The 17811-nt window shown below is 71.0% G+C and carries 16 protein-coding genes; 9 read left to right on the top strand and 7 right to left on the bottom strand.

The features are described from left to right. Window positions 1–249: 249 nt before the first annotated feature. The 7 genes from MTF69_RS32305 to MTF69_RS32275 all read left to right on the top strand — a co-directional run bounded on the left by MTF69_RS32305 (window position 250) and on the right by MTF69_RS32275 (window position 5182). The gene (locus MTF69_RS32305) at window positions 250–435 is read left to right on the top strand and encodes a DUF397 domain-containing protein (RefSeq protein ID WP_243339784.1); all 186 of its coding nucleotides are present in this window, start codon (window positions 250–252) and stop codon (window positions 433–435) included. 100 nt (window positions 436–535) lie between these two features. Further along, window positions 536–1159, top strand: coding sequence for a hypothetical protein (locus MTF69_RS32300; protein WP_243339783.1), 624 nt, complete (start codon window positions 536–538; stop codon window positions 1157–1159). 152 nt (window positions 1160–1311) lie between these two features. After that, window positions 1312–3366 carry a transposase gene (locus tag MTF69_RS43535; RefSeq protein WP_243339782.1) on the top strand — a complete coding sequence of 685 codons (2055 nt, stop codon included), beginning with the start codon at window positions 1312–1314 and terminating at the stop codon, window positions 3364–3366. 22 nt (window positions 3367–3388) lie between these two features. Continuing rightward, window positions 3389–3559, top strand: a complete 171-nt coding sequence (locus MTF69_RS32290) for a hypothetical protein (protein WP_243339781.1) — start codon at window positions 3389–3391, stop codon at window positions 3557–3559. Between the two features lie 114 nt (window positions 3560–3673). After that, window positions 3674–4138: a BlaI/MecI/CopY family transcriptional regulator gene (locus MTF69_RS32285; protein ID WP_243339780.1), complete on the top strand. Its 465-nt coding sequence runs from the start codon at window positions 3674–3676 to the stop codon at window positions 4136–4138. A 9-nt stretch (window positions 4139–4147) separates the two neighbouring features. Continuing rightward, window positions 4148–4678: an amino-acid N-acetyltransferase gene (locus tag MTF69_RS32280; protein WP_243339779.1), complete on the top strand. Its 531-nt coding sequence runs from the start codon at window positions 4148–4150 to the stop codon at window positions 4676–4678. A 165-nt stretch (window positions 4679–4843) separates the two neighbouring features. Further along, a complete protein-coding gene (locus MTF69_RS32275) occupies window positions 4844–5182 on the top strand; it encodes an Lsr2 family protein (protein WP_243339778.1) in 339 nt (112 codons plus the stop codon). Here MTF69_RS32275 and MTF69_RS32270 read toward each other — a convergent pair. Further along, window positions 5164–5832 (bottom strand): SCO3374 family protein, encoded by a 669-nt coding sequence (locus MTF69_RS32270; protein WP_243339777.1) that lies wholly within the window; start codon window positions 5830–5832, stop codon window positions 5164–5166. The two genes, MTF69_RS32275 and MTF69_RS32270, sit on opposite strands and share 19 nt — an antisense overlap. A gap of 487 nt (window positions 5833–6319) precedes the next feature. Here MTF69_RS32270 and MTF69_RS32265 point away from each other — a divergent pair, with 487 nt between their 5' ends. Next, window positions 6320–8845: an ATP-dependent Clp protease ATP-binding subunit gene (locus MTF69_RS32265; protein ID WP_243339776.1), complete on the top strand. Its 2526-nt coding sequence runs from the start codon at window positions 6320–6322 to the stop codon at window positions 8843–8845. A gap of 85 nt (window positions 8846–8930) precedes the next feature. On the opposite strand, the gene MTF69_RS32260 is transcribed toward MTF69_RS32265, so the two are convergent. Next, window positions 8931–11924: an NACHT domain-containing NTPase gene (locus MTF69_RS32260; protein ID WP_243339775.1), complete on the bottom strand. Its 2994-nt coding sequence runs from the start codon at window positions 11922–11924 to the stop codon at window positions 8931–8933. A 347-nt stretch (window positions 11925–12271) separates the two neighbouring features. On the opposite strand from MTF69_RS32260, the gene MTF69_RS32255 reads away from it, so the two are divergent. Continuing rightward, the gene (locus MTF69_RS32255) at window positions 12272–12895 is read left to right on the top strand and encodes a M23 family metallopeptidase (protein ID WP_243339774.1); all 624 of its coding nucleotides are present in this window, start codon (window positions 12272–12274) and stop codon (window positions 12893–12895) included. Here MTF69_RS32255 and MTF69_RS32250 read toward each other — a convergent pair whose 3' ends face one another. From MTF69_RS32250 to MTF69_RS32230, 5 genes are all read right to left on the bottom strand, one after another. Next, window positions 12896–14182 (bottom strand): LamG domain-containing protein, encoded by a 1287-nt coding sequence (locus MTF69_RS32250; RefSeq protein WP_243339773.1) that lies wholly within the window; start codon window positions 14180–14182, stop codon window positions 12896–12898. A gap of 157 nt (window positions 14183–14339) precedes the next feature. Next, window positions 14340–15653: a two-component system sensor histidine kinase CseC gene (gene cseC / locus MTF69_RS32245; protein WP_243339772.1), complete on the bottom strand. Its 1314-nt coding sequence runs from the start codon at window positions 15651–15653 to the stop codon at window positions 14340–14342. Window positions 15654–15702: 49 nt separating this feature from the next. Further along, complete coding sequence (gene cseB, locus MTF69_RS32240) at window positions 15703–16407, bottom strand: two-component system response regulator CseB (RefSeq protein ID WP_243339771.1); 705 nt, start codon at window positions 16405–16407, stop codon at window positions 15703–15705. Between the two features lie 49 nt (window positions 16408–16456). After that, window positions 16457–17113 (bottom strand): hypothetical protein, encoded by a 657-nt coding sequence (locus MTF69_RS32235; protein WP_243339898.1) that lies wholly within the window; start codon window positions 17111–17113, stop codon window positions 16457–16459. A gap of 38 nt (window positions 17114–17151) precedes the next feature. Then, entirely contained in the window at window positions 17152–17712 is a 561-nt protein-coding gene (locus MTF69_RS32230; RefSeq protein ID WP_243339770.1) for a SigE family RNA polymerase sigma factor, read from the bottom strand. Window positions 17713–17811 lie beyond the last annotated feature (99 nt).

Here is a 17811-nt window from a genome sequence, read left to right as displayed (position 1 = left end):
ACCGGGTGCCCTGATCGAACCGGCCGCCCCGACGGCCCCCGCCCTCCCTCCGGAGGCGGGGGCCGCTCGCGTCCCACGGGCGGCCAGGCCCCCCAGGGGACCGCCCGGCGCTTACCGCGTCCTGACGCCCGCCATGACAATTTCCCCGGAAATGGCCGGACCACGGCCACCGCGGGGATACCTTCGCCCCACGACATGTACCGCGAGCCCGTCCCCGGCGCTACAGCGCCTGTGTCCGGAGGAGACGTCATGACCGCTCGGCCCGCCTGGCAGAAGTCCTCGTTCTGCGGCGAGGGGGACAACTGCGTGTACGTCAGCGCCGCCCCCGGCACCCTGGTCCGCGTGGCCGACCGCGCCGACCCGGCCCACCTCGTCCTCGCCACCACCCAGGCCGCCTGGGCCGATTTCCTGCGCGTGGTCAAAGCCTCGGGCTGAGTCCTTCCCCGGTCCTTTCCCGGTTCGTTCCCACGGGGACACGCGCCGTGTACGTGTCCCCCTCAGGGGATTTTGTCCGATTAGCGCGTATCTTCGGCCCATGCCCACGCCCTACGGATCCCGCGGCGGCATGGCGTTCGGCGCCGATGAGCTTCACGTGCTCAGGCGCTCGCTCGCTCACGCCCTTCAGTCCTCTACGGCCCCACTGACGGCCGTCGAGGTCCAGGACTGCCTGCGCCTCGCGGCGTCGGTGGACGACGCGGTCCAGGAGGCGGGGAGGCTCAGAGCGTTCCTCCTGGCCGACCTGGCGCGGTACAGAGCCGCCCTGCCCGGCAGCCTCTCCGGCTACCTGGAGCTGCTCCAGGACGCCCTGGCCGCCGGCTACGAACCGGTGCCGGACGACCTCGCGGCCCTGCGGGCGCTGCGCGCCAACCCGGTCGCCGCCGCGCTGTTGGAGCGGGCCCAGACCATCGCGGAGCGCTCCGTACGCCGCAGGCTGTCCACGGCGCCCGCGCCGCGCACGCGGCTGCTGACCCTCGCGGGCGGCACGGACGCGGGCGGCACCGGCAAGGGCGGCACCGAGAAGGAGAACGACCCGGCGCGCCCGCAGCCCGAACCGCGCCCCGACGACCGCCCCGCGCGGCCCATCCCGACCCCGGGCGAGGTCTTCCCGCCGCGCCGCAAGCCCAGTGCGCCCCCGGAGGCCGGGCGCGCGGTCGGGTAGCTAGGGTCGCGCGCGCAGTCGTTGGACTGGTCGGGTTTTCCTGGGTGTCGCACGGGATCTCGTCGGGTTGCGTGTCCTTGCCGGGTTGGGCTCGTTTCGTATGTGGGTCCGATGATCGGACAGTAGGTCGCGAGCGGGGCGGGGGTGTGGCTGTGCGGCGGAAGATCGCGCTAGGTGAGGGCGAGACCGGCCGGGTGGCGTGCGCACCCGCGATGGCGTTCCGGGGCCTGGACACGATCAGTGGTGAGGTGCTGAATACTGCCGCGCTGGGTGAGCGGGTGGGCTGGCTGACCGGACTGGTGGAGTCGATGGCCGCCGGGGTGATCGGCGGTCACTGGTCTCGGTCGGAGCTGATCCTGCTCTCCTCGGGCATCGCGCCGTCGGGTGAGCGGTTGCCGTCGAACGCGTGGATGGCCTTGCGGACTCTGGGTTGGACCGCGACCGTTCCTGAGGGCCTGTATGCGCCTGACCGGGTCCGGCGGGTCGCGGAGGAGCAGGCCGGGCGGGTGCTGCGCTCGGCCCAATGGCGGGCCGAGCTGGTGGACGCGGTCCTGACCACCTGGCCGGCTGGCGCTGACCCGATGAAACGCACCGAGGAGGAGTGGGCGGCCCTGCGGGACACCTGCCCGCAGGGGGCTGCGGTGCCCGCTTCCGTCTTCCGTTCCTGCACCCGGCAGGTACTGCGTTTCGAAACCGCGCACCGGCGTCTGCCCGCAGATCTGTGTGAGCTCGAGGCGGCGCCGGGCGGCGGCCGTCAGGTGGTGCTGGCCGCCGCCGACAAGCAGCTCGCCACCCTCGTCCGGTGCGAGGACGACCCCGCCCGCTACGCGGTCCTCACCGTACGGCTCCCGGTACGCCCCGACCCGCGCACCCGTGCCGACTGGCGTCCGGTACGGATCCGGTTCCGCCTGCCGCCCACCATCGACGCCACCGCTGCCCTGCATGCCCCGACCCTGCGCCTGCGCGGCGGGCGGCTGCGACTGGATATCGCCCACACCACCGCCGTCCCCGCGACCCGGCGCTCCGGGCACAGCCGGGCGGTGGCCTTCGACTACGGTCTGAACACCCTGCTTACCGGCGGCACCCTCACCCCGACCGGCGGCATCCAACCGGGCGTCCTGACCGACGGGCAGCCCGTCTTCCTCCGCATGAACGGGGTACTGGCCAAAGCCGACCGGCTCCGCATCCTCGCCGAGCAGTTGTGGGCGAAGGCCGCACACCTGGAGACACTCCTGGACGGCCAACGGGCTCTGGGTCGGTGCCTCGACCCGGCGACCGCCGCCAAGCTCGCCTTGCTGCGCACCGAACACGCCCGGGTCAGTAAGCGACGCCAGCACCTGAACATGCAGATCGCCAAGGCAGCCGCACGGTTCATGGTCGATCACGCCCGCGCCACGGGGGCGTCTGTGATCTATCTGGAGGACCTGCGGGACATGGAGGCCCGTGGCAAGGGCCGCACGCTCAACACCCGCCTCTCCGGCTCGGTGCGCGGGCAGATCGTTGCCGATGTACGGCATCAGGCCGCCCGGCACGGCATCGCCGTGGTCATCGTCCCCGCGCGTGGCACCTCCAAGTACTGTCCCCGCTGCCTGACCGCTTTCCGTCACCACACCGCCCCCGACTCCACCCGGCCGGGCTGGAAATGGGCCACCTGCCCCCACCCCGACTGCGGTTACAGCGCGGACCGGGACGTCGCCGCCTGGCAGCGCATCGGCGCCCGCGGCCTGCAACATCAGCACCTGACCGTCCTGGACCGGACCACCGGCACCTATCTGATCCGGCGCACCGTCCAGGAACTGGACCAACCGGTCCGGCACCCCAAGCCCACCCACCCCGGCCCCTCCGAGCTCGGCCCGCGCAGTGTCTTTGCGGACCGGACGAAGGCGGGCCCGATGAGAAGCAGCCCTGTGCCCAGGCAGCGACGCAGGGTCCCCGCCCCACCGGGAACACCGGCATCGACCGGCCCGGGTGGAAAGCGTCCGGCGGGGCGACCGCCCCAGTCACCCACCCACCGCACCCGGCGGCGAGGCGGGCGGCAGGCACCGCACACGATGAGCACCCCCAACCGGCACACGCCACGCGGGGCCAGACTCGGCGCAGGCTTCCACCTGCACACCCACGCCACCCCGCTCAAACAGCGGCCACGGCGCGACCCGAGACTATTTTCCCACCGGGGCGAACACCCACCCCCGCGCAGGAAAACCTAAGCTCATCTGAGACGCTGGGGGCATGGACTACGTTTCCGCGCTCGTGCCCCCCTTCGTGATGGCCGTGTTCTTCATCGCGCTCGTCGTGACGATCGTGAAGAGCCAGGGCGGCGCCAACAAGGCCAAGGAGGACGCGGCCGTGGACGCCGTGCTCGCCCGCGCCGAGGCCGCTCAGCAGTCCCAGCCCCAGTAGTAGGCCCCCTCGAGGGGGACGGGCGTACGGCTCCCCGGCCGTGCGCCCGATTTTGTTGCGCCTTGCCGCCCCGATAGCCGCGCAATTCACCACAACCCGCACTATCGTGCTGCTGTGCCTCGCCCCTTGGGAGAACTCGAAGACGCAGTCATGACGCGGGTGTGGCAGTGGAACCGCCCGGTCACCGTTCGCGAAGTCCTGGAAGACCTCCAGCAGGAACGGTCCATCGCGTACACCACGGTCATGACCGTTATGGACAATCTTCATCAGAAGGGCTGGGTCCGCCGCGAGGCGGAAGGCCGCGCCTATCGATATACGGCGGTCTCCACCCGGGCCGCTTACTCGGCCGCACTGATGAACGAAGCCTGGTCGACGAGCGACAACCCCGCAGCCGCCCTCGTGGCCTTCTTCGGCATGATGTCGGCGGAACAGCGCGAGGCACTCAGGGACGCCGTACGCATCGTGCAGCCGGCTGAACCCGAAGGCTCCGGGGACGCTCCGGAGACCGCCGGCTCCCCGGCGGCGCCGCCCGATGCCGGAGGCGACTCCGCGGCGCCGGGCACCGAGCCGGGGCGATAACGTCCGGGCATGGGTGAGTTTTCCGCTGCACATGCAAAAACAGTGACGATCCGCCGAGCGCGCACCGGTGATGTTCCCGCGCTGCGCCGCCTGCTCGACCAGTACGTGCAGCAGCGGATCCTGCTGGACAAAGCGCCGGTCGTCCTTTACGAGGACATCCAGGAGTTCTGGGTCGCCGAACGCGACTCCGATGGCCAGGTGGTCGGCTGCGGTGCGCTCCACGTGATGTGGGAAGACCTGGCCGAAGTCCGCACTCTTGCAGTCGACCGGGACTTGAAGGGCGTCGGAGTCGGTCATCTGGTGCTCGACAAGTTGCTGGAGACCGCCCGGAGGCTGGGTGTCAGCCGGGTTTTCTGCCTGACCTTCGAAGTGGACTTCTTCGCGAAGCACGGCTTCACCGAGATCGGCGAGACCCCGGTCGAGACCGATGTGTACATGGAGCTGCTGCGTTCCTATGACGAGGGCGTCGCCGAGTTCCTCGGTCTCGAACGAGTGAAGCCGAACACCTTGGGCAACAGCCGGATGCTTCTGCACCTCTGATCGATCGCGGCGGGGATTTCACGGAGCCCCCGCTCCGTGGCCTATGTCCGAATCGCGCACGTTTCCCGACCCGTTGCGGACCCGAACCCGTGACGGGGGGTTTGTGTTTTCCAGGCAAAAGCGGTTTCCTTTCCGCGTACTGCTTTTCGATGAAAGGAAATCCCGGTGGCACAGAAGGTTCAGGTCCTTCTTGTCGACGACCTCGACGGCGGCGAGGCGGACGAGACGGTGACGTTCGCTCTGGATGGCAAGACCTACGAGATCGACCTCACCACCGCCAACGCTGAAAAGCTCCGCGGCCTCCTCGACCCGTTCACCAAGGGCGGTCGCCGCACCGGTGGCCGTGCCGCGGCGGGTCGTACCAAGGGCGGCCGCGCCGCCGCGACGTCCGGCAACCCGGACACCGCGGAGATCCGCGCCTGGGCCAAGGCCCAGGGCATGAGCGTCAACGATCGCGGCCGCGTTCCGCAGGACATCCGCGAGGCTTACGAGAACCGCGGCTGACCTCCGGTCACCACCGCGGTGCCGATGCGATGTGCAGAGGCCGTACGCCGCCGCAGCCGCGCCCGGTGGCATTCCGTCGCCGCCGCCGCGACCAGGCGTACGAGACCGGGCCCGGCGGCGTCTTCGCCACGACCGGGCCCGGAGCCCCGCCCCGCAGCGGGCAGGGCGGGCAGCAGTGCCTCACACCCCTGCTCGGGGGGCCGCAGCCACACGGCGGCCCCCCGAGGGTTTTCCCCGGGCCCCACCAGGTGTCCCGGCGGCGTCGGAGCGGTGATCCGGCCACCCGCACCCAGGGCGGCGAGATCCAGGGCCACCCCGCCCCACTCCAGCCAGTCGAGCAGCCCCTCCAGCTCGTCGGCGCTCCCCGGGGCCACCAGGAACCGCATCCTGCGCCCCATGAGGGCCACCGGACCCGTGGCGCCGCGGCAGGGGCCGCGCAGCACCGCGGCACCGGCATCGGCCGGCAGCTCCAGTACGTCGAACCGCACCCCGGTCACCAGCTGCGCGGGCGGTCCGCCGGCCACGGGCCAGCCGAGCACGCGGGCGTACCAGTCCGCCGGCGCACCGGTGGCTTCCACGGCTTCGGCCTCGGGGGTTCCGATCGGAGCGCGGGGGACCGGGACGGTGACGGGCGGCGCGGTGAGTGCCATGTCCGGAGCAACTGCGGAAACGCTCCGGAGTTACGCGTGAGGTGACGCGCGAGGTGACGCAGGGCACCCGTATCAATGCGGAACGTAAACGTCCGAGCGGCCGGAGTCTCACATTCAGGACGGAACCGTGTTCGCCCGTAGCGGAGGGAACAGTCGTCCATCGGCGTGAGCCGTCCGCCCTTACGGGTAAGACATTCCTAGTGGATCGGGGCGACACGCTGATTTGCAGGGTCCGAGACCGGCTTCCGTTCGCCATCGGCGTAGACGTGTGACGGGTATCTGCCTGGCCTGCGGGAACATCGTCTCGCACCATCGGGTTGGAGCAGTTGTCGGCACTTACAGCCGGGTTTTCCCACGGACGTGAGGGTGAGCCGCGGACGGATGTCGGCAGTTGGAATGAGCTGTCCCGCCCCGCGGGACTAGCATGCGGAAGGACAGGGCGGGGACCGACCCCGAACTGCCCGACCGCTCTGAGGAGCGATAAACGATGTTCGAGAGGTTCACCGACCGCGCGCGGCGGGTTGTCGTCCTGGCTCAGGAAGAAGCCCGGATGCTCAACCACAACTACATCGGCACCGAGCACATCCTCCTGGGCTTGATCCACGAGGGTGAGGGTGTCGCCGCTAAGGCCTTGGAGAGCCTCGGGATTTCGCTCGAGGCTGTTCGCCAGCAGGTTGAGGAGATCATCGGACAGGGGCAGCAGGCCCCTTCCGGCCACATCCCCTTCACCCCGCGGGCGAAGAAGGTCCTGGAGCTTTCGCTCCGAGAGGCCCTCCAGCTCGGCCACAACTACATCGGCACCGAGCACATCCTGCTCGGCCTCATTCGCGAGGGCGAGGGCGTCGCCGCCCAGGTCCTGGTGAAGCTGGGCGCCGATCTCAACCGAGTCCGGCAGCAGGTCATCCAGCTGCTCTCCGGCTACTCCGGCGGAGGCAAGGAGTCGGCCACGGCCGGCGGCCCGGCCGAGGGCACGCCCTCGACCTCGCTCGTCCTGGACCAGTTCGGCCGCAACCTCACGCAGGCTGCCCGCGAATCCAAGCTCGACCCGGTCATCGGGCGCGAGAAGGAGATCGAGCGGGTCATGCAGGTGCTGTCCCGCCGGACCAAGAACAACCCGGTCCTCATCGGCGAGCCCGGCGTCGGCAAGACCGCCGTCGTCGAGGGCCTGGCCCAGGCGATCGTCAAGGGCGAGGTCCCCGAGACCCTCAAGGACAAGCACCTCTACACGCTTGACCTGGGTGCCCTGGTCGCCGGTTCCCGCTACCGCGGTGACTTCGAAGAGCGCCTCAAGAAGGTGCTCAAGGAGATCCGCACCCGCGGCGACATCATCCTGTTCATCGACGAGCTCCACACCCTCGTGGGTGCGGGTGCCGCCGAGGGCGCGATCGACGCCGCCAGCATCCTGAAGCCCATGCTGGCCCGTGGTGAGCTCCAGACCATCGGTGCCACGACGCTGGACGAGTACCGCAAGCACCTTGAGAAGGACGCCGCTCTCGAGCGGCGCTTCCAGCCGATCCAGGTGGCGGAGCCTTCCCTCCAGCACACCATCGAGATCCTCAAGGGCCTGCGCGACCGCTACGAGGCCCACCACCGCGTCTCCATCACGGACGAGGCCCTCGTGCAGGCGGCCACCCTGGCCGACCGGTACATCTCGGACCGCTTCCTCCCGGACAAGGCGATCGACCTGATCGACGAGGCCGGCTCCCGGATGCGCATCCGCCGGATGACCGCGCCGCCGGACCTCCGCGAGTTCGACGAGAAGATCGCGAACGTGCGTCGCGACAAGGAGTCGGCCATCGACTCCCAGGACTTCGAGAAGGCGGCTTCCCTCCGTGATTCGGAGAAGCAGCTGCTGGCGGCGAAGGCCAAGCGCGAGAAGGAATGGAAGGCCGGCGACATGGACGTCGTCGCCGAGGTCGACGGCGAGCTCATCGCCGAAGTCCTGGCGACCGCGACCGGCATTCCGGTGTTCAAGCTGACCGAGGAGGAGTCCTCGCGGCTCCTGCGCATGGAGGACGAGCTCCACCGTCGCGTCATCGGCCAGAAGGACGCCATCAAGGCGCTCTCCCAGGCGATCCGCCGTACCCGTGCGGGTCTGAAGGACCCGAAGCGCCCCGGCGGCTCGTTCATCTTCGCCGGTCCGTCCGGTGTCGGTAAGACCGAGCTCTCCAAGACGCTCGCCGAATTCCTCTTCGGCGACGAGGACGCGCTGATCTCCCTCGACATGTCGGAGTTCAGCGAGAAGCACACGGTTTCCCGTCTCTTCGGTTCGCCCCCCGGCTACGTGGGCTACGAAGAGGGCGGCCAGCTGACCGAGAAGGTCCGCCGGAAGCCGTTCTCCGTCGTCCTCTTCGACGAGGTCGAGAAGGCGCACCCGGATATCTTCAATTCCCTTCTCCAGATCCTGGAAGACGGTCGCCTGACCGACTCCCAGGGCCGGGTCGTGGACTTCAAGAACACGGTCATCATCATGACGACCAACCTGGGTACGCGGGACATCTCGAAGGGCTTCAACCTCGGCTTCGCGGCCCAGGGAGACACCAAGACCGGATACGACCGGATGAAGGCGAAGGTCAACGAAGAGCTCAAGCAGCACTTCCGGCCCGAGTTCCTCAACCGTGTCGACGACACGGTCGTCTTCCACCAGCTCACCGAGGAAGACATCGTCCAGATCGTCGACCTGATGATCGCCAAGGTGGACGACCGCCTGAAGGACCGCGACATGGGCATCGAGCTCAGCGCGGACGCGAAGGCACTGCTGGCCAAGAAGGGCTACGACCCGATCATGGGTGCCCGCCCGCTGCGCCGCACGATCCAGCGCGAGATCGAGGACATCCTGTCGGAGAAGATCCTCTTCGGCGAGCTGCGCCCCGGTCACATCGTGGTCGTCGGCAAGGAGGGTGAGGGCGACGAAGCCAAGTTCACCTTCCGCGGTGAGGAGAAGACTCCGATCTCGGACCTTCCCCCCATCGAGGCGACGGGCTCCGGCCCGGACCTCACCAAGGGTGCGTAAGCGCTAGCCGCTCACAGCGGTACGAAGGGGCGGCCCCGGGACCGAGAGGTTCCGGGGCCGCCCCTTCGCCGTGGGCGGCGGGCGGTCAGATGTCGTACATCGCGGCGAGGAAGTGCATCCGCGCCCGCGGGAAGCGGCGGAGCACCCGCTCCTCGACCTCCGGATCGAGCTCCTTGTCGTCGTCGTAGTAGCGCACCTCCCGCAGTGAGGGCAGGTCCGCGAACTCGGCGAGGCCCTCCAGCACGTCGGGGTGCAGCTCGATGACCTCCAGATCCCGCAGGGCCGAGAGCTCCGTCCACGCGGCCGCCCCGGAGGGCCGCCAGTCGAAGCCCAGTGCCAGGACCCGCAGGCTCCGCAGGCGTCCCAGGCCGGCCAGGTCCGGGGCGACACCGGTCAGTTCGAGGCGCTCCGGCCGGCACTCCCCGGAGAAGTCCCGGAAGGACCAGGGGCCGTTGCTGCCGGTCAGGACGAGCATGCGCAGCCGGGGCCAGCTCGCGATGGCCGGGCCGAGCGGGGTGGAGTTTCCCAGGTAGAGGGAGACCTCCTCCACGGGCAGCCCGTACAGGGGGCTCAGGTCGGCCAGCTCCGGCCAGCCGTTGATCTGGAGCCGCCGCAGCGAGGTGTGCCCGCGCAGGAACTCCGCGTCGGTCCCGCCGTCGAAGCTCCACAGGGTCAGCCCCGACACCGGCTGGCGGGCCAGGAAGCCCGCCAGGGCCTCCCTGCCGACGTCGCGGCCGAAGAACAGGCCGGGCGGGCCGGTGAAGGAGGTCAGCGCGGCCAGCCGGGCTTCGGAGTCGACGACGACGTGGTCGGGCGGCGGTTCCATGTGGGCGAGCACCTGGGCGGCGTACAGGTGGGCGTCGAACCTCCTCCATCCCCGGACCAGTGCTTCCCGGACCCGTTCGTCGCTATGCCGGCAGTATCCGGCGAGGTAGCCGAGGGCCTCCTCGGCCCCCGTCTCCACGGCCGCGGTCACCGACAGGGCGGCACTGTCGCCGTGAGCGTCCTCGCCGGGGGGCAGCAGGTCCAGGATGAGCGGCCCGATCCGGCCGAGCATGTCGGCCGCGTCCTTGTTCACGGGCGGTATGAGCCGCTGGGCGGCCGTCCGGACGTCCTCGCGCAGCTCGGGCTCCAGCTCCGCGGCGTACTCCAGGGAGGCGAGGGCGAGCAGCACGGCCCGGTCGGAGCCGCGGACCAGCAGGTCGCCGATGATCGCCGCCCGGTCGCGGGGGCGGCCCTGGGCGACGGCCATGCGGATGACGTCCTCCCACTGGTCGTCGTCCGCCTGCCGGGTCAGTTCGCCGAGGCTGCCCTCGTCCAGGGCCGCCCGGGCCCCCAGGAAGTCCTGGAAGGTGCGGTGGATGAACTCCAGGGTGTCCTCCGTGGGGGCTCGCAGGAGGCCGGTCCGCTCCAGGAAGTGCCGCAGGACGGCCTCGGCGTCACCCAACGCCTGCGCGGCCGGTACGGCGGGCAGTGCGTCGGCGATCAGTGCGGTGGCCCGGTCCCAGCCGATCTCGGTGCGGCCGTTGCGGATGAGCCAGTACGCGAGCCGTTGCAGGAGCTGGAGCTGCGGCTCCTCGGCCAGCAGGGTCAGGCGCAGCTCCCGCTCCCGGTCGCGGCCGTGCAGCATCATCGACAGGGCGGCCGTGTAGAGCTCCTTGCGGCCCGCGGGCAGGAAGCCCCGGCGCTCGCGGTGCAGGGCGCAGATCAGCCCGCACAGCAGCGGGCTGGTGGCGAGCCGGGCCAGCTCCGGTTTGGCGGCCAGGGAGGCCAGCAGCTGGTTGCGGAGCTCCTCACCGGCCTCGGCCGCACGGTGCCAGCGGGTGACGAAGGCTGCCACATCGGCCCGGCTCATGGGGACGAGGGCCACCTCGGTGAACTCCTCGTCGGCGAGCCAGTCCTGCCGGACGGCCGAGGGGCGGGAGGTGACCAGCCAGCGGTTGCCGGGGTAGGCGGCGAGCAGATCGGTGAGCCAGCCACGGGCGAGGGCCCGCTCGCCCTCCGGGATCTCGTCGATGCCGTCGATCAGGATCAGGCCGCGCCCCGCGCTCAGGACCCGGTCCTCCCAACCCTCCGGCGACTGCCCACTGAGCGCTGTGGCGGCCAGGAAGTCCTTGGCGGCGGGCAGCCGCTCCCCGTGCCGGGTCAGCGTCCGCAGGGGCAGTACGTACGGGACGGCGTCGGCCAGGTCCCGGGAGGCGGAGACGGCGAGCCACTTGATCAGGGTGGTCTTGCCGGAGCCGGCCTCGCCGCGCAGCAGCGCGCGGGGCATGTACCCCAGCACTTCGTCGCCCGTGAGGAAGGCATGGGCCTGTTGCGCCGGGACCGGGGCGCCGCCGTCGGGGCCGCCCCGGCCGGTGCCTCCCGCCTGCCGGGGACGGGAGACCGCCTCCAGGCTCACGTACGCCGCCTCCAGCGGCCAGCGCGCCGAGCCGGGCGGCAGGTCGAGCCCGAAGATCGTCAGGGTGCTGTGCCGCTTGACCAGGTACTGCAGGTACCTCGCCTCGAACTCCGCGTCCCGGCCGTCCTGGCGGGGGATCCGGGCGAGCAGGGCGTCGATCTTGGCGATCGTCTCGGCCTGGCGGTGGGCCTGCCCGACCAGGGCCGCCGGGATGTAGGTGGAGCGGGTCGTGAAGAAGTGCAGGACGTGCAGGCAGGTCGTCTCCAGCAGCCGGTCGTGGAAGAGCTCCGCGTCCCGCCCCAGGCCCGTGGCCGGCGCGGCCTTGCGCAGTTCGGCGGCGAAGGCGCGCGCACCCATCTCGACCGCCTGGGCGTCCTCCAGGGCGAGGTCTCCGAGGGAGTACAGGGTGACGGCCAGCGCCGTGGCCACGCCCACCTCTTCGCCCGGCGGCAGGGGCCGCTCGCCGGGGGCGCGTAAGGCCTCCTCGACCAGCTTGTCGGCGAGCCGGCGCAGGTCGTCCCGGGACAGCACGCGCTGCTCGCGCAGGGAGACGTACGACGAGATCCGCACGGGCCGGTCGACGAGGCCGGCGCCCGCTCCCTCCCCGCGGAAGAGCTTCTTCACGAGGGGGGTCACGACCCCCGAGGCCAGCCGGATCCCCACCACGGATGCGTCCACCGGGCGGAGCGTAGCTCCCCTGTGACGCCGGTCGCAGGACTTTGGTCCCGGCCGGGGTCGGCAGAGGTCCCGAGCCGGTGACAAGCCGCACAGGGCAAATCGGACCTACTAGGAACATTCGTAGAGATCCATGTCCGATTTGCCCCACCGCCGGCCCAGTGGTGGGGCGGTCAACAGGGCTGACAGCCCCCTCCTCACCTACGAGCCCGGGTAGTAACGGGGAGGTTTGGGGAAGCCGGGGTGCCCGGGTTACCAAGGATGAGCAAGCAAGCCCGGCACCTGCTCAGCGTGCCGGGTCCTTTCTTGCCCGCAGCACTCTCCCCGTCCCCGGCCCGGAGGTTTCCTTCATGTCCGCGAAGCGCGTCAGCATCCGTCGTACCCGTATAGCCATCGGCGCCACCGCCCTCGGTGCCGCCCTGGCCCTCGGTGCCGGAACGACCGCCGCCTTCGCCGACGAGGTGCCCCAGGCCGAGCTGACCGGTACCGTCCAGCTGGTCTCCGAGCAGGCCGCCGCCCAGGCCGCGGCCGTCGCCGCGAAGCCGGCCGCGGCCCCCCTGTGGGAGAAGCCGGTGTCGAAGTACACGCTCTCCGCGACCTTCGGCAAGGGCGGCAGCATGTGGTCGCACAAGCACTCCGGCCAGGACTTCGCCGTCCCGGTCGGCACCCCGGTCGATGCCGTCTCGGCGGGCACCGTGGTCAAGGCCGGCCCCAACGGCGGCGGCGACGGCCCGGCCTACGGCAACGCCATCGTGATCAAGCACGCGAACAACACGTACTCGCAGTACGCGCACCTCTCGAAGATCCAGGTCAAGATCGGCGAGAAGGTCACCAAGGGCGAGCAGATCGCCCTCTCCGGCAACACCGGCAATTCGAGCGGCCCGCACCTCCACTTCGAGATCCGGACCACCCCGAACTACGGCTCGGCCGTGAACCCGGTGTCCTTCCTGCGCACGGTCGGCGTCACCATCTGATCAGCCGATCACCCAGGCGTGGGTCGCGCTCGCGCGGCCCGCGGGATCCAGCTCCCCCTTGCGGTAGGCGGCGGCCTGCTCGGCCGTGAAGGCCGATTCGTAGATCCGGATGTCGTTCATCGCGCCCTTGAACGCGCCGGCCCACGCGTCCTGGTGGCGGGCCCGGCCGAGGTTCAGGGGGCCGGTGCTCTTCCCGATCCCCGGGATCGGGGCCTCGCCGGCCTTCTCGCCCTCCACGTAGAGGGAGATCATCTTCTTTTCGGCGTCGTGGACGGCCGTCAGCATCGTCCAGTTCTTGACCGTCTTCTTCCCCTCGGCGGCGACCGTCACGATCGTGGGCGTGGCGCCCTTCTCGTTGGTCCGTACGCGGAACACCCAGGCCTGCGAGCCGTTCACCTCGTCGGCGCCGAGCTCCAGGGCGAACGAATCCCCGGTGCCCTGGCTCATCACGACGTGCGGGCCCTTGGCCGTGGAGTTGTTCTTGACGCGGGCCGCGAGGGTGAAGCTCTTGGTCGGGTCCACGCCCTGCTCGGTGGCCTGGGCGTACGAGTTCGGAGTGCCCCTGAAGGTCAGCTCGTAGCGCGTCTTCGCCTTGGGCACCGAGGCATCGGGGCCCATGCGGATGCTGGTGCTGCCGACGCTGTCCCTGAGCAGGGAGACGTCGCTCGACACGGTGGGGGAGTAGCTCTTCGACGGGGAGTTGTCGGGGCCGGGCGACCCCGACGGGGACGCGGACGTGGAGGGGGCGTTGTCGGCCACGTCGTTCGTGCCCGGCTTGCCGTCCCGCAGCAGGAAGAACGTTCCGCCGCCGGCGAGCAGCAGGACGAGGGTCACCGCTCCGCCCACCATCCACAGCCGCTTCCTGCGCCGCTCCGAGGCCGTCCGGTCGGCCAACGCCTGCCAGTCGGGCTGCTCGCCGAAGGCCACGGGCGGCAGGTCCGGGCCGGGTCCGTGCGGGCCCGGTCCGTGCGGGCCGGGCTCCTCGGGGAACGGCATCGGGGGGCCGAAGACGCCGGCCTCGGGCGGGCTCGGCGGGTAGCCGTAGCCGCCGCCCTGCGGATAGCCGTAGCCACCACCGCCCTGCGGGTAGCCGTAGCCACCGCCCTGCGGGGAGCCGGAGCCGGAGCCGTGGTCGTCGCCCGACGCGGTCTGGTCGTGCTGTTCGGGCCGGCCCGGCGGGAACCCGTAGCCGCCCGGCGCGGGTATCCCCGGCGGGAACCCGTAGCCACCGCTCTCCGGGGCGGGCTCGGGCTGGGGGCTGTGCGGGCGATCCGTACCGTCAGTCATGGTTCGGATGCTAAAACATCGGCGTCCGCGATCGAACAGCCGAGGGTCGCGATACGACACCGATACCGATCGCGGGCGGTACGGAGGCCGGCCCCGGGCCGGTCCGGTCCCCCCGCCCGGGCCGGTCCGGTCCCCCCTTCCCCCCGCCCGGAACCGCTCAGTCCTCCCGGCGGACGGTCGGGAAGCTCCCCGTCGCCGTCGGCGCGTGCTCCGGCAGCCACAGCACCGCCACCGCCCCCGCCGCCGCGCCGCCGTGGACGGAGCCGCCGGGCCCCGCCACGTTGCGGAACGTCAGCCGGGCGCCCAGCACCCGCGCCTGCCCCTCCGCGATGGTCAGCCCCAGCCCGTGCCCCACCCCGGCCCGGTCCGTCGACCCGGTCCGGAACCGGCTCGGGCCCTCCTTGAGCAGGGCTTCGGGGAAGCCCGGCCCGTGGTCCCGGACCCGTACGACCCGGCCTTCGACATCGACCTGGACCGGCGCCCGCCCGTACCGCGCGGCGTTCGCGAGGAGGTTGCCGAGGATCCGCTCGAGGCGGCGCGGGTCGGTGCTGACGATCTCGTCCGCGACGATCCGTACGCTCGCCTCCGGCATCAGCGAGCTGACCCGGCGGTGCACGAACTCGCCCAGCGCCACCTCCTGGAGCTCGGCCCGCTCGGACGCGCTGTCCAGCCGGGCCACCTCCAGCACGTCCTCGACCAGCGCACGCAGCGCCTGCGCGCGGTCCCGTACGAGCTCGGTCGGCCGGCCCGGCGGCAGCAGTTCCGCGGCCGTGAGCAGGCCCGTCACCGGTGTGCGCAGCTCGTGCGCGATATCGGCGGTCACCCGCCGCTCCGCCTCCAGCCGCTGCTGGAGCGCGTCCGCCATCGCGTCGACCGCCCGCGCGAGGTCGTCGGTCTCGTCGCGTACGACGCCCCCGACCGCGTCCCGCACCCGTACGCCGGGATCCCCGTGCGCCACCCGCTGCGCGGCTGCCGCGGCCTTGCGCAGCCGGCGCGAGATCTGGCCGCCGATCAGCACGCCGAGCGCGGAGCCGCCGACCACCACCGCCAGGGAGCCGACGACCAGGGCCCGGTCCAGGTCGCGCACCATGTTGGCGCTCTCCCGGAACTGCGTGTGCAGCGACAGCACCTGCCCGTTGCCGAGCGGTACGGCCGCCCACACCTCGGGGAGCCCGCGCGGGTTGTCCTGGATGTAGGTGCCGCGCCGTCCCGACCGCGCCTTCTCGCGCAGCTCACCGGGCAGGTCCGGGTCGTTGAGCTTGGCGCCCATGGGGGGCTTGCGGCCGGCCTCGGCGTTGCGGGAGATGAACTGCACCCGGTCGAGCTGCACCTCGCGCGCACTCTCCAGCATCGAGACGCGGGCAGCGCTGTGCACCACCAGGCTCAGTGCGATGGCGGTCAGCGCGCCCACGGACGCGATGGCGAGCGTGATCTTCCAGCGGATCCCGGTCCGCAGGGTGAACCGCTTCATTCAGCTTTCATTCCCGCGCTCGTCCCCCGTGCTCGTTCCTCTCAAGGCATCAGGCCTTGAGCTTGTATCCGAATCCCCGGACCGTTTCGATCCGGTCCTGTCCGATCTTGGTGCGCAGCCGCTGGACGTGGACGTCCACGACGCGGGTGTCGCCGCCCCAGTCGTAGTCCCAGACCCGCTCCAGCAGCCGGTCGCGCGAGAGCACGGTGCCGGGGGAGGTGGAGAACTCCAGCAGCAGCCGCATCTCGGTGGGGGTCAGGGCCACCGAGGTACCCGCCTTGCGCACCTCCATGCCTTCGGTGTCGACCTCCAGGTCGCCGAAGAGCAGCACCCCGCGCTCGCCGGAGGCGTCGTCCTCGGACCCCCCGCCCTGCGGGCCGCCGGCGTGGCCGAAGCGGCGCAGCACCGCGCGGATGCGGGCGACGAGGACGGAGCCGTCGAAGGGCTTGGTGACGTAGTCGTCGGCGCCCGCCTCCAGGCCCAGCACCACGTCGATGCTGTCGGCGCGCGCCGACAGCATGATGACGGGAACGGTGGACTCGTCGCGGATGCGGCGGCACAGGCTCACGCCGTCCATCCCCGGCACCATCACGTCGAGCAGCGCGATGTCGGGCCGGTCCGCCCGGAAGGACTCCAGGCCGGACAGCCCGTCGGGCATGGCCGTGACCACGAACCCGTCGCGTTCCAGCGCCAGGGTCGTGGCCTCACGGATGACGTCGTCGTCCTCCACGAACAGCACATGGGTCTCGGCCATCGGGAGCCTCGCCTCGCCTCGGTACTCGGTGCTTCGGTCTTTCGGGTGCTCAGTTCTTCGGGCTGACGGCCGGGGCGGGGGCAGTCCCGCCGTCGACCACGCTGCTGTAGTCGGTGTGCACCCGGTCCTGCTCGGTGAACCGCTCCCCGTTCCAGCGGTACGTGATCAGGTCCTCGCCCGAGGGATAGGAGAGCGCGTCGCTCTTCCCGTAGACCGGCTTGGTGACGATCAGGTCGCCCCGGTCGATCTCGGCGTAGACGGGCGGCTGCTCGTCCGAGAACACATTCTCGTACGAGCTCCCGTCCGCGCGGTACACGAACGAACCGCGGCCCAGCGCGTCGGCGCAGGACAGGACGTTGACCACGATGTCGACCGCCGGGCCGCCGGTGACCTTCCCGTAGCTGACGTCCACCGGGTACTCCTTGCCGGAGCAGGGCTTCAGGTCCCGCTTGATCTCGGCGCTGACCTTGGGGTCCGCCTTGATCAGGGCGATCGGGTCGACCTTGGCCGACGGCTTGCCGGAGGCCTGGGGGGTGAGGGGAGCGGCGCTGTCCGCGTCGTGCTGGGACGGCGCCGAGGAGGGTGGTCCGGTCTTGGCCACCGACTCGGTACGGGCCGGGCCGCCGTCCCGCAGCCCCGTGCCCCCCGTCGAGCATCCGACCGCGAACAGCACGGTGCCGACGAGGACGACCGTCCCCGCCGACATCAGTACCACCGAGCTCTTGCCGCTCAGTCTTTGGCCAATCAGGCCGCGCACCGCTCACGCCCCTCGTACCGGATGGTGTGGTCCCCACGCTCCAGCGCGCGCATGTCCAGATCCCGGTTCTCCAGTTCCTGCCGGAGGCGGGCCAGCGCGCGGTGCAGAGTGCTCTTCACGGTTCCCGCCGACATGCCGAGCGCCGCGGCCGTCTCCTCGGTGCTCATCTGCTCCCAGTGTCGCAGCACCACCACACTGCGCTGCTTGGGCGCGAGCACCTTGAGGATGTCCATGAGCAGGGCGCGGTCGGCGCGCTGGTCCGAGCCGTCCTCGACGGAGGCGTCGGGGAGCTGCTCGGTGGGAACCTCGTCGAGCTTGCGGGCCCGCCACCATTCGGTGCGGGTGTTGATCATGACACGGCGCAGGTAGGCGTCGGCGAGGGACTTGTCGGCGATGCCGTCCCAGCGGCCGTAGGTGCGGACGAGCGCGGTCTGCAGGAGGTCCTGTGCGTCGGTCGGGTCCGGAACCAGGCGACGGGCACTGCGCAGCAGCGCGTCCTGCCGGGTGCGTACGTACTCTTCGAATTCGAGTACCTCGCCGTGCGCCATCTCAGACCGCCTCCGTTCCGACCAACCGCTCATCCGCTGCCTTACGGATTCGACGGTACGGAGGCGTTGTCACGGCCCTGTGCGGGTCAGCCTTCGGTG

Origin of the sequence: Streptomyces sp. AP-93 (assembly GCF_022808175.1) — a bacterium.
Taxonomy (GTDB): domain Bacteria; phylum Actinomycetota; class Actinomycetes; order Streptomycetales; family Streptomycetaceae; genus Streptomyces.
The sequence above is the reverse complement of the archived record's forward strand: the minus strand, read 5'-3'. Positions and strand labels throughout refer to the sequence as shown.

Excerpts from the sequence above, each read along its gene's own strand:
- MTF69_RS32305 (WP_243339784.1), top strand. The coding sequence starts at position 250 with ATGACCGCTCGGCCCGCCTGGCAGAAGTCCTCGTTCTGCGGCGAGGGG.
- MTF69_RS32300 (WP_243339783.1), top strand. The coding sequence starts at position 536 with ATGCCCACGCCCTACGGATCCCGCGGCGGCATGGCGTTCGGCGCCGAT.
- MTF69_RS32290 (WP_243339781.1), top strand. The coding sequence starts at position 3,389 with ATGGACTACGTTTCCGCGCTCGTGCCCCCCTTCGTGATGGCCGTGTTC.
- MTF69_RS32280 (WP_243339779.1), top strand. The coding sequence starts at position 4,148 with ATGGGTGAGTTTTCCGCTGCACATGCAAAAACAGTGACGATCCGCCGA.
- MTF69_RS32270 (WP_243339777.1), bottom strand. The coding sequence starts at position 5,832 with ATGGCACTCACCGCGCCGCCCGTCACCGTCCCGGTCCCCCGCGCTCCG.
- MTF69_RS32265 (WP_243339776.1), top strand. The coding sequence starts at position 6,320 with ATGTTCGAGAGGTTCACCGACCGCGCGCGGCGGGTTGTCGTCCTGGCT.
- MTF69_RS32255 (WP_243339774.1), top strand. The coding sequence starts at position 12,272 with ATGTCCGCGAAGCGCGTCAGCATCCGTCGTACCCGTATAGCCATCGGC.
- MTF69_RS32250 (WP_243339773.1), bottom strand. The coding sequence starts at position 14,182 with ATGACTGACGGTACGGATCGCCCGCACAGCCCCCAGCCCGAGCCCGCC.
- cseC (WP_243339772.1), bottom strand. The coding sequence starts at position 15,653 with ATGAAGCGGTTCACCCTGCGGACCGGGATCCGCTGGAAGATCACGCTC.
- cseB (WP_243339771.1), bottom strand. The coding sequence starts at position 16,407 with ATGGCCGAGACCCATGTGCTGTTCGTGGAGGACGACGACGTCATCCGT.
- MTF69_RS32235 (WP_243339898.1), bottom strand. The coding sequence starts at position 17,113 with ATGTCGGCGGGGACGGTCGTCCTCGTCGGCACCGTGCTGTTCGCGGTC.
- MTF69_RS32230 (WP_243339770.1), bottom strand. The coding sequence starts at position 17,712 with ATGGCGCACGGCGAGGTACTCGAATTCGAAGAGTACGTACGCACCCGG.